Genomic DNA, 15426 nt, shown 5'->3' with positions numbered 1-15426 from the left:
GGTCAGGGCGCCGGGGTGGCGCTGGGAACCGGGGCGTCGGTGGCCGGAGCGTCGCTGGCCGGAGCGCTCTGGCTGGGATCCGTGGACGGCGCGCTCGCCGGGATGGGCGCCTCGGCGGTGGTGCTGCCCACGCCGCCGCTGCAGGAGGCACCGAGCTCGGGGGTGTCCGGGCCGTTCTTGTACTTGGTGATGAACTTGGGCAGCCGCGGGTCCTCCGCGCTGTCCAGCTTGAGCTGCTTGTTCCAGGAACTGGCCACGACCTTGGCGGGCAGCTCCGGGTACGGGCTCAGCAGCATGTAGTCCTTGGACGCCAGCTCCTTCAGCGTGTTCAGCTCGGCCTTGGGCAGGTCGGGCCGGTAGGTGATCCACACGGCGCCGTGCTCCATGGAGTGGACGGCGTTCTCGTTGTTGATCGGCTGGTCGTAGATACCGCAGTTCTGCCAGGCCGGGTTGTGCTCACCGCCGAGCGGAGGGCTCTCCTTGTACGTCACCTTGGTCTGGGTGTGCTGGCTGCCGACGTACTTCGCGCTGGTGACGTTGTCCAACGAGGTCGCGGCCCGCTCGTTGACCATGTAGAAGGCGACGAGCCCGACGAGCAGAACGACGACGAGGCCTCCGGCCCCCCACATCAGGAAGGCCGTTCTGCGCTCCTTGCGCTGCTGCTCCGCACGCATCCGGGCAAGGTGCTCTCGCCTCGCCTGCGCCTTTTCCTTGGTCATCAACCCTCCAGCCAGCAAACAACTCCGGTCACCCTATGCCCTACCGGCGTATGTGGAGAATAAAGGGCTCATAACACGTGATACAGCGATGATTCGCGGCAGTGGGTACGCTGGGCGGGCAATGGAAACTCCGGTGAAAAACAGTGCAAAGTCCAGGCGCGGCGTCCTGTTCGGCGTCCTGCTCGGTGTCCTGGCCGTGGCGATCACGCTGCTGTTCGTCCTGGGCAGGACGGCATCCCCGACCGACGCCTCGGCAGAGGCGGGATTCGCCCGCGACATGGCCGTCCACCATGCCCAGGCCGTCGAGATGTCCTTCGTCGCCAGGGACGGGAGCGAGGACGAGGCGCTCCGGCGACTGGCCTACGACATCATCGTCACCCAGACGGCCCAGCGCGGCATCTTCACGGGCTGGCTGCAGCAGTGGGGGTTGAACCAGTCGACGGAGCGACCGGTCATGGCGTGGATGGCCGGTCACGGCGGCCACTCTGTAACGCCGGGAGCCTCTACCACGATGCCCGGTATGGCCAGCGACGACGAGCTCAAAAAGCTCCGTGAGGCCACTGGCAAGGACCAGGAGATCCTCTTCCTGCAGCTCATGATCCGCCATCACGAGGGCGGCGTGCAGATGGGCCGGGGGCTGCTGAAACTGTCCGACCGCGACGAGGTGGCCACCATGGCGCAGCACATCGTCGACGGCCAGACAGGCGAGATCGAGTTGATGACCGACATGTTGCGGCAGCGCGGCGCCCAGCGGCTGCCTTCCATCCTTTAATAGCGTCGGCGCGTCCCTGTGTGGCCGGTCTCCGGCCAGGGCAGCATGGAGTCAACCTGGCCGGAGGAAAGAGAATGGTGAACGACGAGCCGGAGAACCGCCTGGAGGTGAGCATCTCCGCCGAGGTAGAAATGGGGCAGTACGCCAATTTCGCCTCCGTGTGGCACACCCAGGATGGGTTCGTCCTGGACTTCGCGGTGATCACCCGACCACCCCAGCTGGCCAACGACCCCTCCTCGGGGCATCACTTCGTGAGCGTGCCGACCCGGATCGTCAGCCGGATCCGCATCCCCCCGAGCCAGGTCTTCGAGCTGATGAAGGCCCTCGAACAGCAGCTGACCGCGTACGAGCACGAGACGGGCCAGAAGAACTGAGCCCGGCCCGCCGGTGTGGCGGATCCGGTCCACCGCGCCCCGTGCCCGGGGAGTCCCACCCGCCGGGACCCGGGACGCGGCCGAACCCGGCAGGCGAGACCCGGCTTCAGGCCGCCTTCATGGCAGGCCGATGGCCTGCCGGGCCGCGGCCAGCAGGCCGGCGGTGCGCCGGGTGGCCAGCGCCGCCCCGCCCGACAGGAGCCGCGACAGCTCGGCCTGGTCCGCCGAAAGCTCGGTGTAGCGCTCCTGGACGGGCCGCAGCCTCTCCACCACCGCCTCGGCCACATCCCGCTTGAGCGCGCCGTACGACCCGTACGACAACGACTCGATCGGCCGGTCCGAGCAGGCGGCGAGCAGGGCGAGCAGGTTGGAGACGCCGGGCTTGCCCACCGGATCGTGGCGGACCTCGGTGCCGGAGTCGGTCACCGCCCGCATGACCTTGCGCCGGATGTCGTCGGGCCGGTCGAGCAGATAGACGGTTCCCGCGGCCGAGCCATCCGACTTGCCCATTTTCGAGGTGGGATCACTCAGGTCCATGACCCTGGCGGCGACCCGCGGCTGCACCGCCTCGGGCACCGTGAAGACCTCGCCGTACAGGCGGTTGAACCGCAGGGCCAGGTCCCTGGTCAGCTCCACGTGCTGGCGCTGGTCCTCCCCCACGGGCACGATGTCCACCCGGTGCAGCAGGATGTCGGCGGCCATCAGCGCGGGGTAGGTGAGCAGCGAGAGCCGGACCTCCTCCTGCCCGGCCGACTTCTCCCTGAACTGGATCATCCGCCGCATCTCGCCGAAGTGGGCGGTGCTCTCCAGCAGGTAGGCCAGTTCGGTGTGCGCGGGCACCTGGGACTGGATGTAGACGAGAGAGCGGTCAAGGCCGCAGGCGAGCAGCAGGGTCGCCGCCTCGCGGGTGCGGGCGCGGAGCTGCTCCGGGTCGTGCTTGATCGTTAGAGCGTGCAGGTCCGCGACGGCGTAGACGCAGTCGGCCTCGTCCTGGAGCCGTACCGCGGGCATGATCGCGCCAAGCAGGTTGCCCAGCGTGAGGTGGCCGGTCGGTTTGAAAGCGGTGAAGACGCGCTTTGTCATGGTCACTCCTCGTGGAAGGGGGACCGTCGCGCACCGGCCGTACGGGAAAACAAGAACGACCGCCGGTGAACGGCGGCCGTTTCTGTGCGCAGTCGGGACTGGCTAGCGGATCCGCCTCTCAGCGGCCCGCCACAGACCCAGACTGTGCTTGCTCATACCCGCGAGTATAAGCGCTCCCCTTGCTCCTTGCCCACCGTGGTCAGGCGGTGCCCATCTCCTGCGCCACCGCGGCGGCGAACGCGTCCACGTCGGCCTCGGTGGTGTCGAACGCGGTCATCCAGCGGACCTCGCCGGTGGCCTCGTTCCAGGTGTAGAACCGGAACCGCTTCTGCAGGCGCTCGGTCACGTCCCTGGGCAGGATCGCGAAGACCGCGTTGGCCTGCACCGGACGCGGGATCTCCACGCCGGGCACCCCCCGCACCGCCTCGGCGAGCCGCCGGGCCATGGCGTTGGCGTTGCGGGCGTTGCGCAGCCACAGGTCACCCGCGAGCAGCGCCTCGAACTGCACCGAGACGAACCGCATCTTGGAGGTGAGCTGCATGGCGCTCTTGCGCAGGTAGCGCAGGCCGCGGACGGCGTCGGGGTTGAGCACCACGACCGCCTCGCCGAACATCAGGCCGGCCTTGGTGCCGCCGAAGGAGAGCACGTCCACGCCCGCGTCGGTGGTGAACGCGCGCAGCGGCACGTCCAGTGCGGCGGCGGCATTGGTGGCGCGGGCGCCGTCGAGGTGGACGACCATGCCGAGATCATGGGCGTGGTCGCAGATCGCCCTGATCTCCTCCGGCGTGTAGAGCGTGCCCAGCTCGGTGGTCTGCGTGATCGACACGACCCTGGGCTGGGCCCGGTGCTCGTCGCCGAAGCCCCACGCCTGCCTGTCGATCAGCTCGGGCGTGAGCTTGCCGTCGGGGGTGGCGACCGGCAGCAGCTTGAGCCCCGCCGACCGCTCGGGGGCGCCGCCCTCGTCGGTGTGGATGTGCGCCGACTCCGCGCAGACCACCGCCTCCCAGTGGGCGGTCATCGAGCGGAGCGCGACCACGTTGGCACCGGTGCCGTTGAACATCGGCCAGGCCTCGGCCGCAGGGCCGAAGTGCCTCTTGAAGATCCCCTGCAGCGCCTCGGTGTAGACGTCGTCGCCGTACGCGGTCTGGTGTCCCTCGTTGGCGAGCGCGATCGCCTGGAGGATCTCCGGGTGTACCCCGGCGTAGTTGTCGCTGGCGAAGCCCTTCACCAGCGGGTCGTGCCTGCGGATGGCGTCCGTCACGTGCTGTTTCCCCTTGCTCGGCGCCCGGGCGCCGTCGTACTTCTTCGTGGCCGCCGTACGGGTCAGCCCTCGGTGAGGTCGATCCGGGTGCCGTTGGCGTCGGTCTCCCAGAGCCTGTCGATCGCCTCGGCGAGGTCGTCGACGTCCGTGAAGCCGGGGAACCTCCGCTCCGGGGCGGCCGCGCGCATGCCGTCGTGCACGAGCGCCTTGACCACCAGGATGTTCGCGGTGGAGGCGGTGTCCTTCAGCGCGTCGGCGAAGGCCAGGGTCCACGCCTCGGCGGCGGCCTTGGCCGTGCCGTACACCGCGTCGCCCTGACCCGGGTGCTCGGCCGTCTTGGCCGAGACGATGGCGAACCGGCCGCGCTCGCTGGCCTTGAGCAGCGCTTCGAAGGCCAGCGTGACGTGCTGCAGGGTGCGGATCAGCAGGTCGTGCAGGAGCGCCCAGTCATCCAGCGACGTCTCGGCGAAGGTCTTGGACCCGCGCCAGCCGCCGACCAGGTGCACGATCCCGTCCAGGTGGCCGTGCTCGGCCGCCACATCCCGCGCGAGCCCCCGCACCGCGTCAAAATCGAGCAGGTCGACCGCCAGGGTTCCGTCGGCACCGCTCCTGTCGACGCCGATCACCGTGTGCCCCTGGCCGGTGAACCTGCGGACGACGGCCTGACCGGCGGGACCGGCCGCGCCGGTGACAAGGATGATCATGCTCGGATGCCCTTCGTGGAGTCGATGACATCGGTGAGCTTACGACGCAGGGCCTCGTAGAACATGCTCAGCGGGAACTCGTCGGGCAACACCGCGTCGACCACGGCCTTGGGGAACCCTTCAACGGGGAGGGCCTCCACCCCCCGGGCCCAGACCGAGGCGGGGTGCGGCTCGACGTAGGTGGCGACCAGCTGGTGGGCGGCCAGCCAGTGGGCCAGCTTGGAGCGGTCGATGCCGTCCCGGTAGAGCTTCTCGACCTCGCCCCGCAGGTCGGCCACGCCCCCGGCGAGCCGGTCCCAGTCGACGCTCAGCCGGTTGTCGGTCCACCTGACGATGTCGTTGCGGTGCAGGTACGCGAAGAGCAGCTGCCCGCCCAGGCCGTCGTAGTTGCGGACGCGGTCACCGGTGATCGGGAAGCGGAACAGCCGGTCGAAGAGCACCGCGAGCTGGACGTAGCGGGCGTGCGGCACCCCTTCCTTCTCCAGCTTCACCGCCTCGCCGAACGCGGTCAGGTCGCAGCGGAGCTCCTCCAGGGAGTACAGCCAGTACGGCATCCGCTGCTTGATCATGAACGGGTCGAACGGCAGGTCGCCGTGGCTGTGCGTGCGGTCGTGAATCAGGTCCCAGAGCACGAAGGTGTCCTGGGCCAGCTCCTGCGAGGCGATCAGCCTGGCCGCGTCCGGCGGCAGCGCCAGCTTGAGCGTGTCCGCCGCCGCCCCGCTCACCGCGCGGAACCTGGCGGCCTCGCGGTCGGCGAAGATGCCGCCCCAGGTGAAGCGGGCCGGGGTCTGGCGGACCGCGACGGTCTCGGGGAAGAGCACCGCGGAGTTGGTGTCGTAGCCGGAGGTGAAGTCCTCGAAGGCGATCGGCACGAACATCGGGTTGTCGTAGCGGGTCCGCTCCAGCTCGGCCAGCCACTCCGGCCAGATCGTCCGGATCCACACGGCCTCGATGTGCCGGGAGGTGGTGCCGTTCTGGGTGTACATCGGGAAGAGCACGAGGTGCTCCAGGCCGTCCACCCGCTGGGTGTCGGGGTGGAAGGCGTCGAGCGAGTCGAGGAAGTCGGGCACGCCCAGGCCCTGGTCCGCCCACTTGCGCAGGTCGGCGACCACGGCGGCCAGGTAGCCGGCGTCGTGCGGGAAGCGCGGCGCGAGCCGCTCGACGCACTCGACGATCTCGGTGACCAGTTCGACGGCCCTGGCGTGGTCCCCTTCGACCGAGCCGTCCTTGGCCTGCATCGGCCGCAGCTCCTCGATCGCCCGCTTCAGGTCCTCGAAGGCGGCGCGGGCCTCGGACCGCCTGGCCTCGACCGGGGCGGGGACGCGGGCGACCCAGGTGACGAGGTTGCCCCAGAGCGCGGCGTGGTCGTGGTCGCCGATCGAGTCGTCGCCGAACAGGTCGGAGTCGGCGACGACCACCACGCGGCCCTCGCCGTGCCGTACGGCCACCGCCAGCGGGCGGCCCGCGGGGGTCGCGGTGGGCGAGGTCTCGAACAGCACCGCCGCGTCCTCGGGTGCGGTGAGCACCCCGGCCCGGTAGAAGCAGGCGCTCCGCACCCCGGCCAGCAGGTCCTGGCCCGCGACGTCGATCTTTCGCGGGGCACCCATGACCCAGGCGGCCACGCCGTTGTGGGCGCTCTGCGGATCGTGGACGAGGGTGTGCTCGACCCCGACGCCGAAGCGCGCGAGCAGCTCGGTGAGGTTGCTGCCGTACTTCTCCTGCTCGTACTCGGCCAGCACGACCAGCCCACCGCCGCCCGCGACGTACTCCTCGATCGCGTCCAGCTCCTCGACGGGCAGGACGGGGCTGCCCAGCCCGGTGGTCCGCTCCCAGCGCCCGTCGGCGGGGTGCGCGATCACCAGCACGTCCCGCGCGCTCAGCAGGGCCGAGGTGAGCGGCCCCTCGATGTGCGCGTCCACGGTGTGCCCCAGCCGGCGCAGCAACTGCGCGGCGCGCGCGTAGCTGCTGTCGTCGGGGTGGCCGGGATTCATCGTCTCGGCCACGTCCCGCCGGATGGTCCACGACTCGCTGTGAGCCTCATCGAACAGTACCCGCGGCAGAGCTGTCACGATAAATCCTCCTTCAAGCAAGAGCTAACAACGGAAAATATACACAATCCATCCCATTTTTGGCGCATCCCTTACGCGGAGGGCTTTCTGGAAGATCGACACCTCGCGGGGCGGGGTCAGGTCAGTGCCAGCGCCCATCGCGGTGGGGTGCGCGCGGGCCGGTAGTCCTCGTCAAGGCGGACCTCACGGCCGTGGCTGACCGTCCAGCATTCCAACTCGTGCAGCCAGAGCCTGTGCAGGTGCGCGCGGGCCACCACCTCCTCCATGAACACGTACGCGACTCCGGCGATCGGCGGGTCACCGGAGTCTTCGAGTACGGCCAGGCGGGCGTCGCGCATCTCGGCGTCGTGCACGGCGCGGCCGTGCACGACGATCCGCAGGGTCCGCGTGTCGGCGTCGTACAGGCCGCGCAACCCGCTCCGGCGTTTCGGCCACGGGTGGTCCCGCGCTCCGCCGGGCAGGGGCGATACGTAGCCGGCCCCCGCCGTGAGGAGTTCGTGTCCCGGCCAGGCCTGCCGCCGCGCGGTCTCGGAGTCGGCGGCCAGATCGTGGAACTGCACCAGCGTGATGTCCCCACGGGTGAGGAGCCGCCACGGGCCGTGCTCCAGCCACCGCCGCGACAGCAGGCGGTCATGGCCCGCTCCCCTGAACGCGCACGCCCACCCGTGGCTGTAGTGGAGATCGGCGAAGCCCCCGTTGCCGGTCCAGTGATGGACGCCTCCGGTGGAGGCGACGGCGAAGGGCAGGTCCTCCAGAACCTCCAGCAGCGACTCGGCGGTCCAGTCGCCGTCGCGGCCCGCCTTCACGATGGCGTTACCGATGTTGAACGCGAAGGGCTCCCCGTCACCGTTCCACCCGACGGCGCTCTCCGCCCCTTTCTCCTGGCGGGCGGCGAAGCGCTCCAACCAGTCCACACCGGGCACCTCGTCCGCGAAGTCCACGGAGAACTTCGCGTCGGGCGGCCAACCCGGCCCGAACACGCCCACGACGGCCCGTGCCAACGCGGACAGATCCGGCCCGTCGAGCCCCAGCAACAACCTCATGTCCACGCGTCCCGCTCCCGCAAGGCTCGATCACTCTTACGGGGCGGACGTTAGGAACCCGCCCTTGCGAGCCACTGGGAGCCGGGTTGGGGCCGACGACGATGGACATCGCGGGGCCGGCGATCGCCGTGATCAGTGCCGTGGCAGGCGAGGTGCGGCGGGCGATCCAGGGTCAGCGTCACCTCCAGCCCGAGGCTCGGCGACTGGACACAGGTGGGGTCGGGACAGGTGACCCCGGCGTCGATTTTGTCGATGGTCACGGTCTTGCGGCGGATCGGCGTTCGTGGTGACTCGCATGAAGATCCGTACTCCGCACAGGCCCTGGTAGAGACACGTGACAGTCAGGCCCCCGCATCTGGATGCGAGGGCCTGCCGTGCTGCGGATCGTTGTAAAACTAGACGGTGTCGTCGGTGCGGACCCAGCGGGTGAACGCCGCCCACTCGGCCGGGGTGAACACCAGCGCCGGACCCGACCGGTCCTTACTGTCGCGGACACCGACCCGGCCACCGGACAGCTTCGCGACCTCCACGCACTCGCCGCCGTTGTCACCCGAGAACGGCGACTTCACCCACGTGGCCTCACTCAGTTCCTGATCCACCGGTCCCTCATCTCTGCGATCAGTACACCTAGACGGAACATTCGTCATCGAGGTACCAGCCGTACGGGCTCGGAGCCGCCCCCGCCGCCACGCGCGGAGCGTAGTGGCGGGTGTGCAGTGAGGCCACCAGCTCACCCCGGCTGTGGGTTCCCGTCTTGGCGAAGACCGCCTTCAGATGGTCCTGCACCGTGAACGGCGAAATGCCGAGCACGGCGGCCATCTGGCGGGTGCTGCGCCCCTGCGCGGCCAGCGCCGTCACCTCACGCTCGCGCGAGGTCAGGTCGTAGGCCCTGGCGATGATCTGACCGAGCACGGCGGGACGGGCGCCCTCGATGATGAGGGCCACCCGGTCCGCCGAACCCTCGATCGGCGAGCCGTGCAGCATCACCCACCCTCCGCCCCGGGCCGGCAGGGCGGCAGTGGCCGGGCCGTTCCCAGCCTGGGCGGCGGCCACGACGGACCTGACCGCACTCGGTATGCGGCCCCGATCGTCGATGGCCTCCAGCCACGTGCGCGCCTGGGTACTGAGCGTCTCGACCTCGCCACCGGAGCGTACGAGCAACATCCCCGGAGGATCTTCGATGCCCTCGGCGACGTCCAGGGCGGCACGGAGCAGGGTCAGCCGGAACAGGTCCGCGATGGGGGAGACCGCCCCGGTCAACGCCGCGAGCTCGGCCGTCCCGAACGGCGGCGACGGCGTGCACCGGTAGAGCGTCAGCGACCCCCAGCAGCCGTTGCGGGACCGCAACATCACGCGGGCCTCGTCGCAAATCCCGAGCTCACGCAGCAGCGGTTCATATCGCGCCGCTTCGGAGATCCGGCCGCCGGTGGCCTGGTGCAACCCCGCGACGGGCACGGCGGCGTTGGCCAGCCGGGTGTAGCCGTTGAGGTCGGCGTCGCGGAACTCAAGATCGAAGATGATGCGCTCGCGGTCCGCGCCGCCTTCGTACCCGATCCCGGTGACGAAGCAGCTCGTCCACAACAGGGTGGCCGGGTCGACCGTGGAGATCGCCGCGATGTCGTACCCGATGACCCGGCGCAACAGCCGGTCGAGTTCCGTGCGCACCTCGGTGAGGTCACCCCCCCGCACCGCGATCCGGCGCAGCCCTTCGTGCAAGTCCATGTTCGAAGGATCGCCCGTACGTGGCCTCCTCACCACCCCCACGTTTATGGGATACCGCTCCCCGGCGGCCCCTTACTAGCTTTTTCAGCATTCGACCTGAAGGAGCCGAACATGGAACGGGACGACCTGTTCACCCACATTCACAAGGCACTGCGCCGGGGCCTGTTCGAGGTCACGATGCTGGCGGGCGCCACCGACTGGGCCGATGACGACGACATCGGACAGTTGGCGGCGCGCTGGCAGTCCTTGCTGGCGCTGCTGCGTTCGCACACCGAACACGAGGACCGGCACATCCTGCGCGTCCTGGACCCGTACGAGCACCAGACCACCGACGCGATCGCCGAGCAGCACACGGACCTGGAGGAGCTGGAGCAGCACCTGGCCGAGAGCTTCGACGCGCTCGTCGTCAAGCCCGATCCGGTGGCCGGCCTCGCCTTCTACCGCGACCTGGCCAGATTCACCGCGGCCTACCTCCCGCACCTGCACGAGGAGGAGACCGTGGTGATGCCACGCATCTGGGCCCGCTGCACCGACGAGGAGATCGCGGCGGCACGGGCGGCGTTCATGGCCGAGACGACGCCGGAGATCCAGACGATCAGCCTGGAACTGATGTTGCCGTCCCTCGACCGACCGACCCGAACCGGGCTCGTCCGGCGGATGGCCGCCACGGCTCCGCCGGAGGTGGTGAAGGGCGTGCTCGCGATCGGCGACCGCGTGCTCGGCGCCGCCGACTCGGCCGCGCTCCACGCCCTCGTCTCCACGGCCCCGGCGAGCGGTGATCTCCATGCGTGACCGCTTATTCCGCAGCACCGCGGCGGCCCTGGCCGTGGCCACCGGCGCCGTGCCGGCGCTGCCCGCCTCAACCGTGGCGGCCGACCCACCGCGTTCGTACCCCCAAACGCCCCACACCTAGGTTGTCCCCTGAGAGGTCGTTTCCCGGCCGGGGGATGGCGGACCGGCCGGGCGTCGCGTACTCCGCCGCGAGACCCTGGCGGCACACGGGGTCAGGCCGCCCGCACATAGCAATCCCGGTGAGCGGGGATGCTGCGCCCGTCGGGCAGAAGCTCGCCGGTGTCGTCGAACAGCACCACGCCGTTGCAGAGCAGCCCCCATCCCTGTTCCGGATGAAACGCCACCAGGCGGGCCGCGTCGTGGTCCGAGGCGTTCGCGGATGGACACGGAGGCTTGTGCTGACACATGACCGTTACCTCGATCCTTGACGATCGCAGGAGTTTTCGAAGGACACCGGCTCCGGCTTGACGGTCATCGCCGGCGTTCCGGTCCAGTGAGCTGCTTTCGCTTCCTACGATGCCGCGCCCGCCGTCCGTTGTCTGCGCTGGCAGCGCCCATTCGGGCCCCGTGCCAACGGCAGTCCCGGCATACCCGCTAACTGCAATGCGCCGTCCGCGGCCTGCCGCCGCCCTGGACTCGTGACCGTGCGTTGTCTCGTCATCGACGACAGCGATCACTTCGAGCAGGTCGAAGGAACCAGGCCCTAGTGGACGGTGTCGTCGGTGCGGACCCAGCGGGTGAACGCCGCCCACTCGGCCGGAGAGAACACCAGCTACATGCGAGTGATCGTCACCATCACCCGCGAAGGGGTCAGGCTCAGCGCCCCGGGACAGCCAGGCATCCTGCTCGGCTTCGACGCCTGGGACGCGTTCCTGCAACGGGTCAGGAAAGGCTGGTTCGACCAGGGAACGGATGACAGGAGAACGCCCGGCGACCGGATCAGCTGCGCATCTCGCCGCGCTTTTTCACAAGAGGGCGGCTGACCCGGTCCGCGACCGAGCAGAGGTCACCGGGACGATATCCGGACTCATCGACGTCGCCTCCGTGTTCTTCGGGCTGAAAAACCATCGGAACGGCGACGTGAATCGGTGCGTGCGGGATCACGGCGGATACGGATTCCGGAACCGCCTTTCGAAAGGTTCGCACCGTTGATCGGAGTTTTTCACGGCATCCGATTCCGTCCCGCTCCGTCACCCCCGGCTCCGCCCTTGGTGAACGGCATGGCCCCGTTTACCCGGCGACGCCGTCGCGAGCGTGGACAACTCCCCCACCCTCGGCGCGTTCGACACCGACCGTTCTCGCGCCATCGAGTCGTTTCGCGGGCTCGCCGAACTCCACGTCGAGACGGCCTGTTTCGGGCACGGTGACCCGCTCACCGACGAGGCGTCGAAGGCAGTGCGCGCGGCGGTGGCCCGACTCCCGGCCTGAGCGACAGCCAGGAGAGGGGCACCCCCGGTCCTTCTCCTGTCCGGCCGATTCGGCGCCGTCGGCTCGGGACACCCCGGAGAACCACACTCTTCACTTAAAGTGATGAAGCAACTACAGAGAGTAGAGTGCGGAGGAAGGTGCGAACCACGGCACCGTGAAGTTCTCCAGGGGGGAAAATGCTTGCACGGGGGACCCGATCCCTTGCCATCCCGGCGGCGGTGCTGCTGACCGTGGCCTTGGTGGGTGGCTGCGGCGACAACACGCCGGCCGACCTGAGGCCCGGTGCCATGGTGGCCACGACCTCGGCACCCGCCGCCCCGCCGGCCGCCACGACCGCCCCACCGGCGGCGGATACCGACCAGGAGTACCCCTCCGAGGAGTGCCCGGCCGCCGGCAACGCCAAGAAGTTCGCCAAGACCCGCTTCGCGCTGCACGCGGGCCTCGCACTGGGAGCCTTCTACCGCTACATCTACCGACCACTGCGGAGCGGGGGCTTCAAGGCGGGGGCGGAGAAGCGGAAGCGGACCTTCGCGAAGGCGGCCGTGGCCGGTCTCTTCACCGTTCACGAGCTGAAGGTCGCCAAACGCTTCGCCCTGGCCAACCCGACGTTGTGCAAGGGTGTCACGGCGGTCACCGCCAGCTTCGACAGGCTGACCTCCAAGCTGAAGAACGGCACCGCCACCGAGGCCGACCTCGCCGCCACCAAGAGCTCCTTCACCGGCCTGCAGCAGAAGGCGACACAGAACGGCTACGGCTTCAAGGAGAAGAACGTCACCGTCCCCGGCGCGAGCTGAGAGCACCACCGCCCCAGAGACCGAAAGACAGCGGAGGGACAGGATCAACCCAAGGAGGCTCGCGGAACACGGCCCCGCATCCGACACGCCGTGATCGGTAGGGTCGCGGCATGGAGAGCCAGAGCCGCGACCATGCCGAGGATGCCCGCGACGCGGTGGCCGAGCATCTGCCCGGCTACCGGGTCGAGACCGTCACGCCGCTCGGTGAGGGCCAGGACAACATCGCGTACGAGGTCAACGGCGAGTTGATCGTGCGCTTCAGCAAGGAGCCGGATCCGGCGCGGCGGGCCGTGCTCGTGGAGCGCGAGGCCCGTCTCCTGGCCGCCGTCGCGCGCTTCTCCCCGGTGCCCGTCCCCGAACCGCGGTTCACGGTCGCGGAGCACGGCTGCCTGGCCTACTTCAAGCTCCCGGGCCGGCCACTGCTCGGCCTGCCCATATCGGAGCGGCTGGCCCACGGCCCGTCGGTCGCCGCCACGCTCGGCGGCCTGCTCGCCGCCGCGCACGCCGTTCCGGTGGATCGGCTGGCCGGCCTGGTGGAGGTGGACGACCCGCCGCCGTCCGAATGGCTGGACGAGGCGGCGGAGAGCTACCCGACGATCTCCGGGGAGATCCCGGCGGCCCACCAGCAGGCGGTGCAGGCGTTCCTGGACACCCCACCCCCGGACGGGGGATACACCCCGGTCTTCTCGCACAACGATCTGGGAATCGAGCACGTTCTCGTCGACCCGGCCACGGGTGCGGTGACCGGCGTCATCGACTGGAGCGACGCCGCGATCGTCGACCCGGCCTACGACTTCGGCCTGCTGTATCGCGACCTCGGCCCCACCGCCCTGGACGCCGCCCTCGGCGGCTACCGGCCCGGCGACGTCACCGCCCTGCGCGAGCGCGCCGTCTTCTACGGCAGATGCGGTCTCTTCGAGGATCTGGCGTACGGCCTCGAAACCGGCCAGGACGCCTACGTCGGCAAATCCCGCACCGCGATTGAGTGGCTCTTCCACTCGTAGAACGCCCCACCGGGGCTCCGGCGATCAGAACGGCGTATTCGCGGTTTCGCCGGTGAACGGCCACTCAGGACGCCGCCGGCATCCCGGTGCACGGGGAACGGGCTCGGCGTCCGGGACCGCGAAAGATGTGCCGGTGACCGACGCCTTTGGCGGTCACGGCGAACACTTCAGATCAGATCAGGCCGAGGGAGAGCATCGCGTCGGCGACGCGCTTGAAGCCGTCGATGTTGGCGCCGGCCACGTAGTTGCCCGGCATGCCGTACTCCCTGGCGGTCTCCAGGCAGCGGCCGTGGATGTCCTGCATGATCTCCTGGAGGCGGCGCTCGGAGAACTCGAAGGTCCACGAGTCACGGCTGGCGTTCTGCTGCATCTCCAGCGCGCTGGTGGCCACGCCGCCCGCGTTGGCGGCCTTGCCGGGCCCGAAGGCGACACCCGCCTCCTGGAACACCCGGATGCCCTCCGGCGTGGTGGGCATGTTGGCACCCTCGCCGACCGCGATGCACCCGCCGCGCACCAGCGACTCGGCGTCCTTGCCGGTGATCTCGTTCTGGGTGGCCGACGGCATCGCCACCTCGCACGGCAGCTCCCAGATGCTCCGCCCCGCCACGAAGGACACGTTGCCGCCGTGACGCTTGGCGTAGGCGTCCATCCGGAGGTGCTCGACCTGCTTGACCTGCTTGAGCAGGTCCAGGTCGATGCCCTTCTCGTCGACGACGTACCCCGAGGAGTCGGAGCAGGCGATCACCGTGCCGCCGAGCTGCTGCACCTTCTCGATCGTGTAGACGGCGACGTTGCCCGAGCCGGACACGATGACGCGCTTACCCTCGAAGGAGGTGCCGCGTGCCTTCAGCATCTCGTCGACGAAGAACGCGCAGCCGTAACCGGTCGCCTCGGTGCGGACCTGGGCGCCGCCGTAGCTGAGCCCCTTGCCGGTGATCACCGCGGACTCGTACCGGTTGGTGATGCGCTTGTACTGGCCGAACAGGTAGCCGACCTCGCGCTGGCCGACGCCGATGTCCCCGGCGGGGACGTCGGTGTACTCACCGATGTGCCGGTAGAGCTCGGTCATGAAGCTCTGGCAGAAGCGCATGATCTCGCGCTGGGAGCGGCCCTTCGGGTCGAAGTCCGAGCCACCCTTGCCCCCGCCGATCGGCAGGCCGGTCAGTCCGTTCTTGAAGATCTGCTCGAAGCCGAGGAACTTGACGATGCCCAGGTACACCGAGGGGTGGAAACGCAGTCCCCCCTTGTAGGGCCCGAGCGCGCTGTTGAACTCGACCCGGAAGCCACGGTTGATGTGGACCTCACCCTGGTCGTCCTCCCACGGCACCCGGAAGATGATCTGCCGCTCCGGCTCGCAGATCCGCTCAATGATCTTGGATTCGGCATACTCGGGATGCTTGCCGAGGACCGGTCCGATGCTCTCCAACACCTCGCGAACGGCCTGGTGGAACTCGATCTCACCCGGGTTTCGGCGCAGGACACTGTCGTAGATCGAGTCCAGTTTTTCGTGCAACATCACTTATCTTTCTGATCGCCAGCCCACACACTGTGGTCTAGACCTTATGAGACGCACTTCTCACACCTTTAACCGGCCCACGGTGAGAACTTCTTACCCCGCGAGAGGGACCCCGGATCAGCCCGGCGATGGACGACCCGGCGGG

General features: G+C 69.2%; 17 protein-coding genes. 7 read left to right on the top strand and 10 right to left on the bottom strand.

All coding sequences use genetic code 11. From position 1 onward, the window contains the following. Positions 1–2: 2 nt before the first annotated feature. Positions 3–719 (bottom strand): DUF3105 domain-containing protein, encoded by a 717-nt coding sequence (locus tag ACWD3H_RS10370; RefSeq protein ID WP_451954725.1) that lies wholly within the window; start codon positions 717–719, stop codon positions 3–5. Between the two features lie 133 nt (positions 720–852). On the opposite strand from ACWD3H_RS10370, the gene ACWD3H_RS10365 reads away from it, so the two are divergent. Both ACWD3H_RS10365 and ACWD3H_RS10360 read left to right on the top strand, forming a co-directional pair. After that, complete coding sequence (locus ACWD3H_RS10365) at positions 853–1491, top strand: DUF305 domain-containing protein (RefSeq protein ID WP_451954724.1); 639 nt, start codon at positions 853–855, stop codon at positions 1489–1491. Between the two features lie 74 nt (positions 1492–1565). Continuing rightward, complete coding sequence (locus tag ACWD3H_RS10360; RefSeq protein WP_030921269.1) at positions 1566–1865, top strand: DUF3467 domain-containing protein; 300 nt, start codon at positions 1566–1568, stop codon at positions 1863–1865. Between the two features lie 117 nt (positions 1866–1982). Here ACWD3H_RS10360 and trpS read toward each other — a convergent pair whose 3' ends face one another. The 7 genes from trpS to ACWD3H_RS10325 all read right to left on the bottom strand — a co-directional run bounded on the left by trpS (position 1983) and on the right by ACWD3H_RS10325 (position 9747). Beyond that, entirely contained in the window at positions 1983–2948 is a 966-nt protein-coding gene (gene trpS, locus ACWD3H_RS10355; protein ID WP_355564598.1) for a tryptophan--tRNA ligase, read from the bottom strand. Between the two features lie 199 nt (positions 2949–3147). Continuing rightward, on the bottom strand, positions 3148–4209 hold the full coding sequence (locus ACWD3H_RS10350; RefSeq protein ID WP_451954723.1) for a threonine aldolase family protein: 1062 nt from the start codon (positions 4207–4209) through the stop codon (positions 3148–3150). Between the two features lie 62 nt (positions 4210–4271). Next, complete coding sequence (locus ACWD3H_RS10345) at positions 4272–4913, bottom strand: SDR family NAD(P)-dependent oxidoreductase (protein ID WP_451954722.1); 642 nt, start codon at positions 4911–4913, stop codon at positions 4272–4274. Next, positions 4910–6982 carry a DUF6421 family protein gene (locus ACWD3H_RS10340; RefSeq protein ID WP_451954721.1) on the bottom strand — a complete coding sequence of 691 codons (2073 nt, stop codon included), beginning with the start codon at positions 6980–6982 and terminating at the stop codon, positions 4910–4912. Before ACWD3H_RS10340 ends, ACWD3H_RS10345 begins: the two co-directional genes overlap by 4 nt. Before the next feature lie 116 nt (positions 6983–7098). After that, positions 7099–8025, bottom strand: coding sequence for a hypothetical protein (locus ACWD3H_RS10335; protein ID WP_451954720.1), 927 nt, complete (start codon positions 8023–8025; stop codon positions 7099–7101). Between the two features lie 395 nt (positions 8026–8420). Continuing rightward, entirely contained in the window at positions 8421–8624 is a 204-nt protein-coding gene (locus ACWD3H_RS10330) for a DUF397 domain-containing protein (protein ID WP_451954719.1), read from the bottom strand. 28 nt (positions 8625–8652) lie between these two features. Further along, positions 8653–9747: a helix-turn-helix transcriptional regulator gene (locus ACWD3H_RS10325; protein WP_451954718.1), complete on the bottom strand. Its 1095-nt coding sequence runs from the start codon at positions 9745–9747 to the stop codon at positions 8653–8655. A gap of 111 nt (positions 9748–9858) precedes the next feature. Here ACWD3H_RS10325 and ACWD3H_RS10320 point away from each other — a divergent pair, with 111 nt between their 5' ends. Beyond that, on the top strand, positions 9859–10539 hold the full coding sequence (locus ACWD3H_RS10320) for a hemerythrin domain-containing protein (RefSeq protein ID WP_451954717.1): 681 nt from the start codon (positions 9859–9861) through the stop codon (positions 10537–10539). Between the two features lie 212 nt (positions 10540–10751). Here the strand turns inward: ACWD3H_RS10320 and ACWD3H_RS10315 are convergent, their stop codons facing one another. Continuing rightward, positions 10752–10946 carry a DUF5999 family protein gene (locus ACWD3H_RS10315; RefSeq protein WP_451954716.1) on the bottom strand — a complete coding sequence of 65 codons (195 nt, stop codon included), beginning with the start codon at positions 10944–10946 and terminating at the stop codon, positions 10752–10754. Positions 10947–11276: 330 nt separating this feature from the next. On the opposite strand from ACWD3H_RS10315, the gene ACWD3H_RS10310 reads away from it, so the two are divergent. The 4 genes from ACWD3H_RS10310 to ACWD3H_RS10295 all read left to right on the top strand — a co-directional run bounded on the left by ACWD3H_RS10310 (position 11277) and on the right by ACWD3H_RS10295 (position 13765). Then, complete coding sequence (locus tag ACWD3H_RS10310; protein ID WP_451954715.1) at positions 11277–11522, top strand: hypothetical protein; 246 nt, start codon at positions 11277–11279, stop codon at positions 11520–11522. A 271-nt stretch (positions 11523–11793) separates the two neighbouring features. Beyond that, positions 11794–11967 carry a hypothetical protein gene (locus ACWD3H_RS10305; protein WP_451954714.1) on the top strand — a complete coding sequence of 58 codons (174 nt, stop codon included), beginning with the start codon at positions 11794–11796 and terminating at the stop codon, positions 11965–11967. A gap of 176 nt (positions 11968–12143) precedes the next feature. Continuing rightward, on the top strand, positions 12144–12761 hold the full coding sequence (locus ACWD3H_RS10300) for a hypothetical protein (protein WP_451954713.1): 618 nt from the start codon (positions 12144–12146) through the stop codon (positions 12759–12761). 110 nt (positions 12762–12871) lie between these two features. Further along, positions 12872–13765 carry a phosphotransferase family protein gene (locus ACWD3H_RS10295; protein ID WP_451954712.1) on the top strand — a complete coding sequence of 298 codons (894 nt, stop codon included), beginning with the start codon at positions 12872–12874 and terminating at the stop codon, positions 13763–13765. A 172-nt stretch (positions 13766–13937) separates the two neighbouring features. Here the strand turns inward: ACWD3H_RS10295 and gdhA are convergent, their stop codons facing one another. After that, a complete protein-coding gene (gene gdhA, locus ACWD3H_RS10290; protein WP_355555346.1) occupies positions 13938–15281 on the bottom strand; it encodes an NADP-specific glutamate dehydrogenase in 1344 nt (447 codons plus the stop codon). Positions 15282–15426 lie beyond the last annotated feature (145 nt).

The sequence above is a fragment of the Streptosporangium sp. NPDC002607 genome (assembly GCF_053592655.1).
The sequence above is the reverse complement of the archived record's forward strand: the minus strand, read 5'-3'. Positions and strand labels throughout refer to the sequence as shown.

Excerpts from the sequence above, each read along its gene's own strand:
- ACWD3H_RS10315 (WP_451954716.1), bottom strand. The coding sequence starts at position 10,946 with ATGTGTCAGCACAAGCCTCCGTGTCCATCCGCGAACGCCTCGGACCAC.
- ACWD3H_RS10370 (WP_451954725.1), bottom strand. The coding sequence starts at position 719 with ATGACCAAGGAAAAGGCGCAGGCGAGGCGAGAGCACCTTGCCCGGATG.
- gdhA (WP_355555346.1), bottom strand. The coding sequence starts at position 15,281 with ATGTTGCACGAAAAACTGGACTCGATCTACGACAGTGTCCTGCGCCGA.
- ACWD3H_RS10325 (WP_451954718.1), bottom strand. The coding sequence starts at position 9,747 with ATGGACTTGCACGAAGGGCTGCGCCGGATCGCGGTGCGGGGGGGTGAC.
- ACWD3H_RS10295 (WP_451954712.1), top strand. The coding sequence starts at position 12,872 with ATGGAGAGCCAGAGCCGCGACCATGCCGAGGATGCCCGCGACGCGGTG.
- ACWD3H_RS10335 (WP_451954720.1), bottom strand. The coding sequence starts at position 8,025 with ATGAGGTTGTTGCTGGGGCTCGACGGGCCGGATCTGTCCGCGTTGGCA.
- ACWD3H_RS10345 (WP_451954722.1), bottom strand. The coding sequence starts at position 4,913 with ATGATCATCCTTGTCACCGGCGCGGCCGGTCCCGCCGGTCAGGCCGTC.
- ACWD3H_RS10300 (WP_451954713.1), top strand. The coding sequence starts at position 12,144 with ATGCTTGCACGGGGGACCCGATCCCTTGCCATCCCGGCGGCGGTGCTG.
- ACWD3H_RS10360 (WP_030921269.1), top strand. The coding sequence starts at position 1,566 with ATGGTGAACGACGAGCCGGAGAACCGCCTGGAGGTGAGCATCTCCGCC.
- ACWD3H_RS10320 (WP_451954717.1), top strand. The coding sequence starts at position 9,859 with ATGGAACGGGACGACCTGTTCACCCACATTCACAAGGCACTGCGCCGG.
- trpS (WP_355564598.1), bottom strand. The coding sequence starts at position 2,948 with ATGACAAAGCGCGTCTTCACCGCTTTCAAACCGACCGGCCACCTCACG.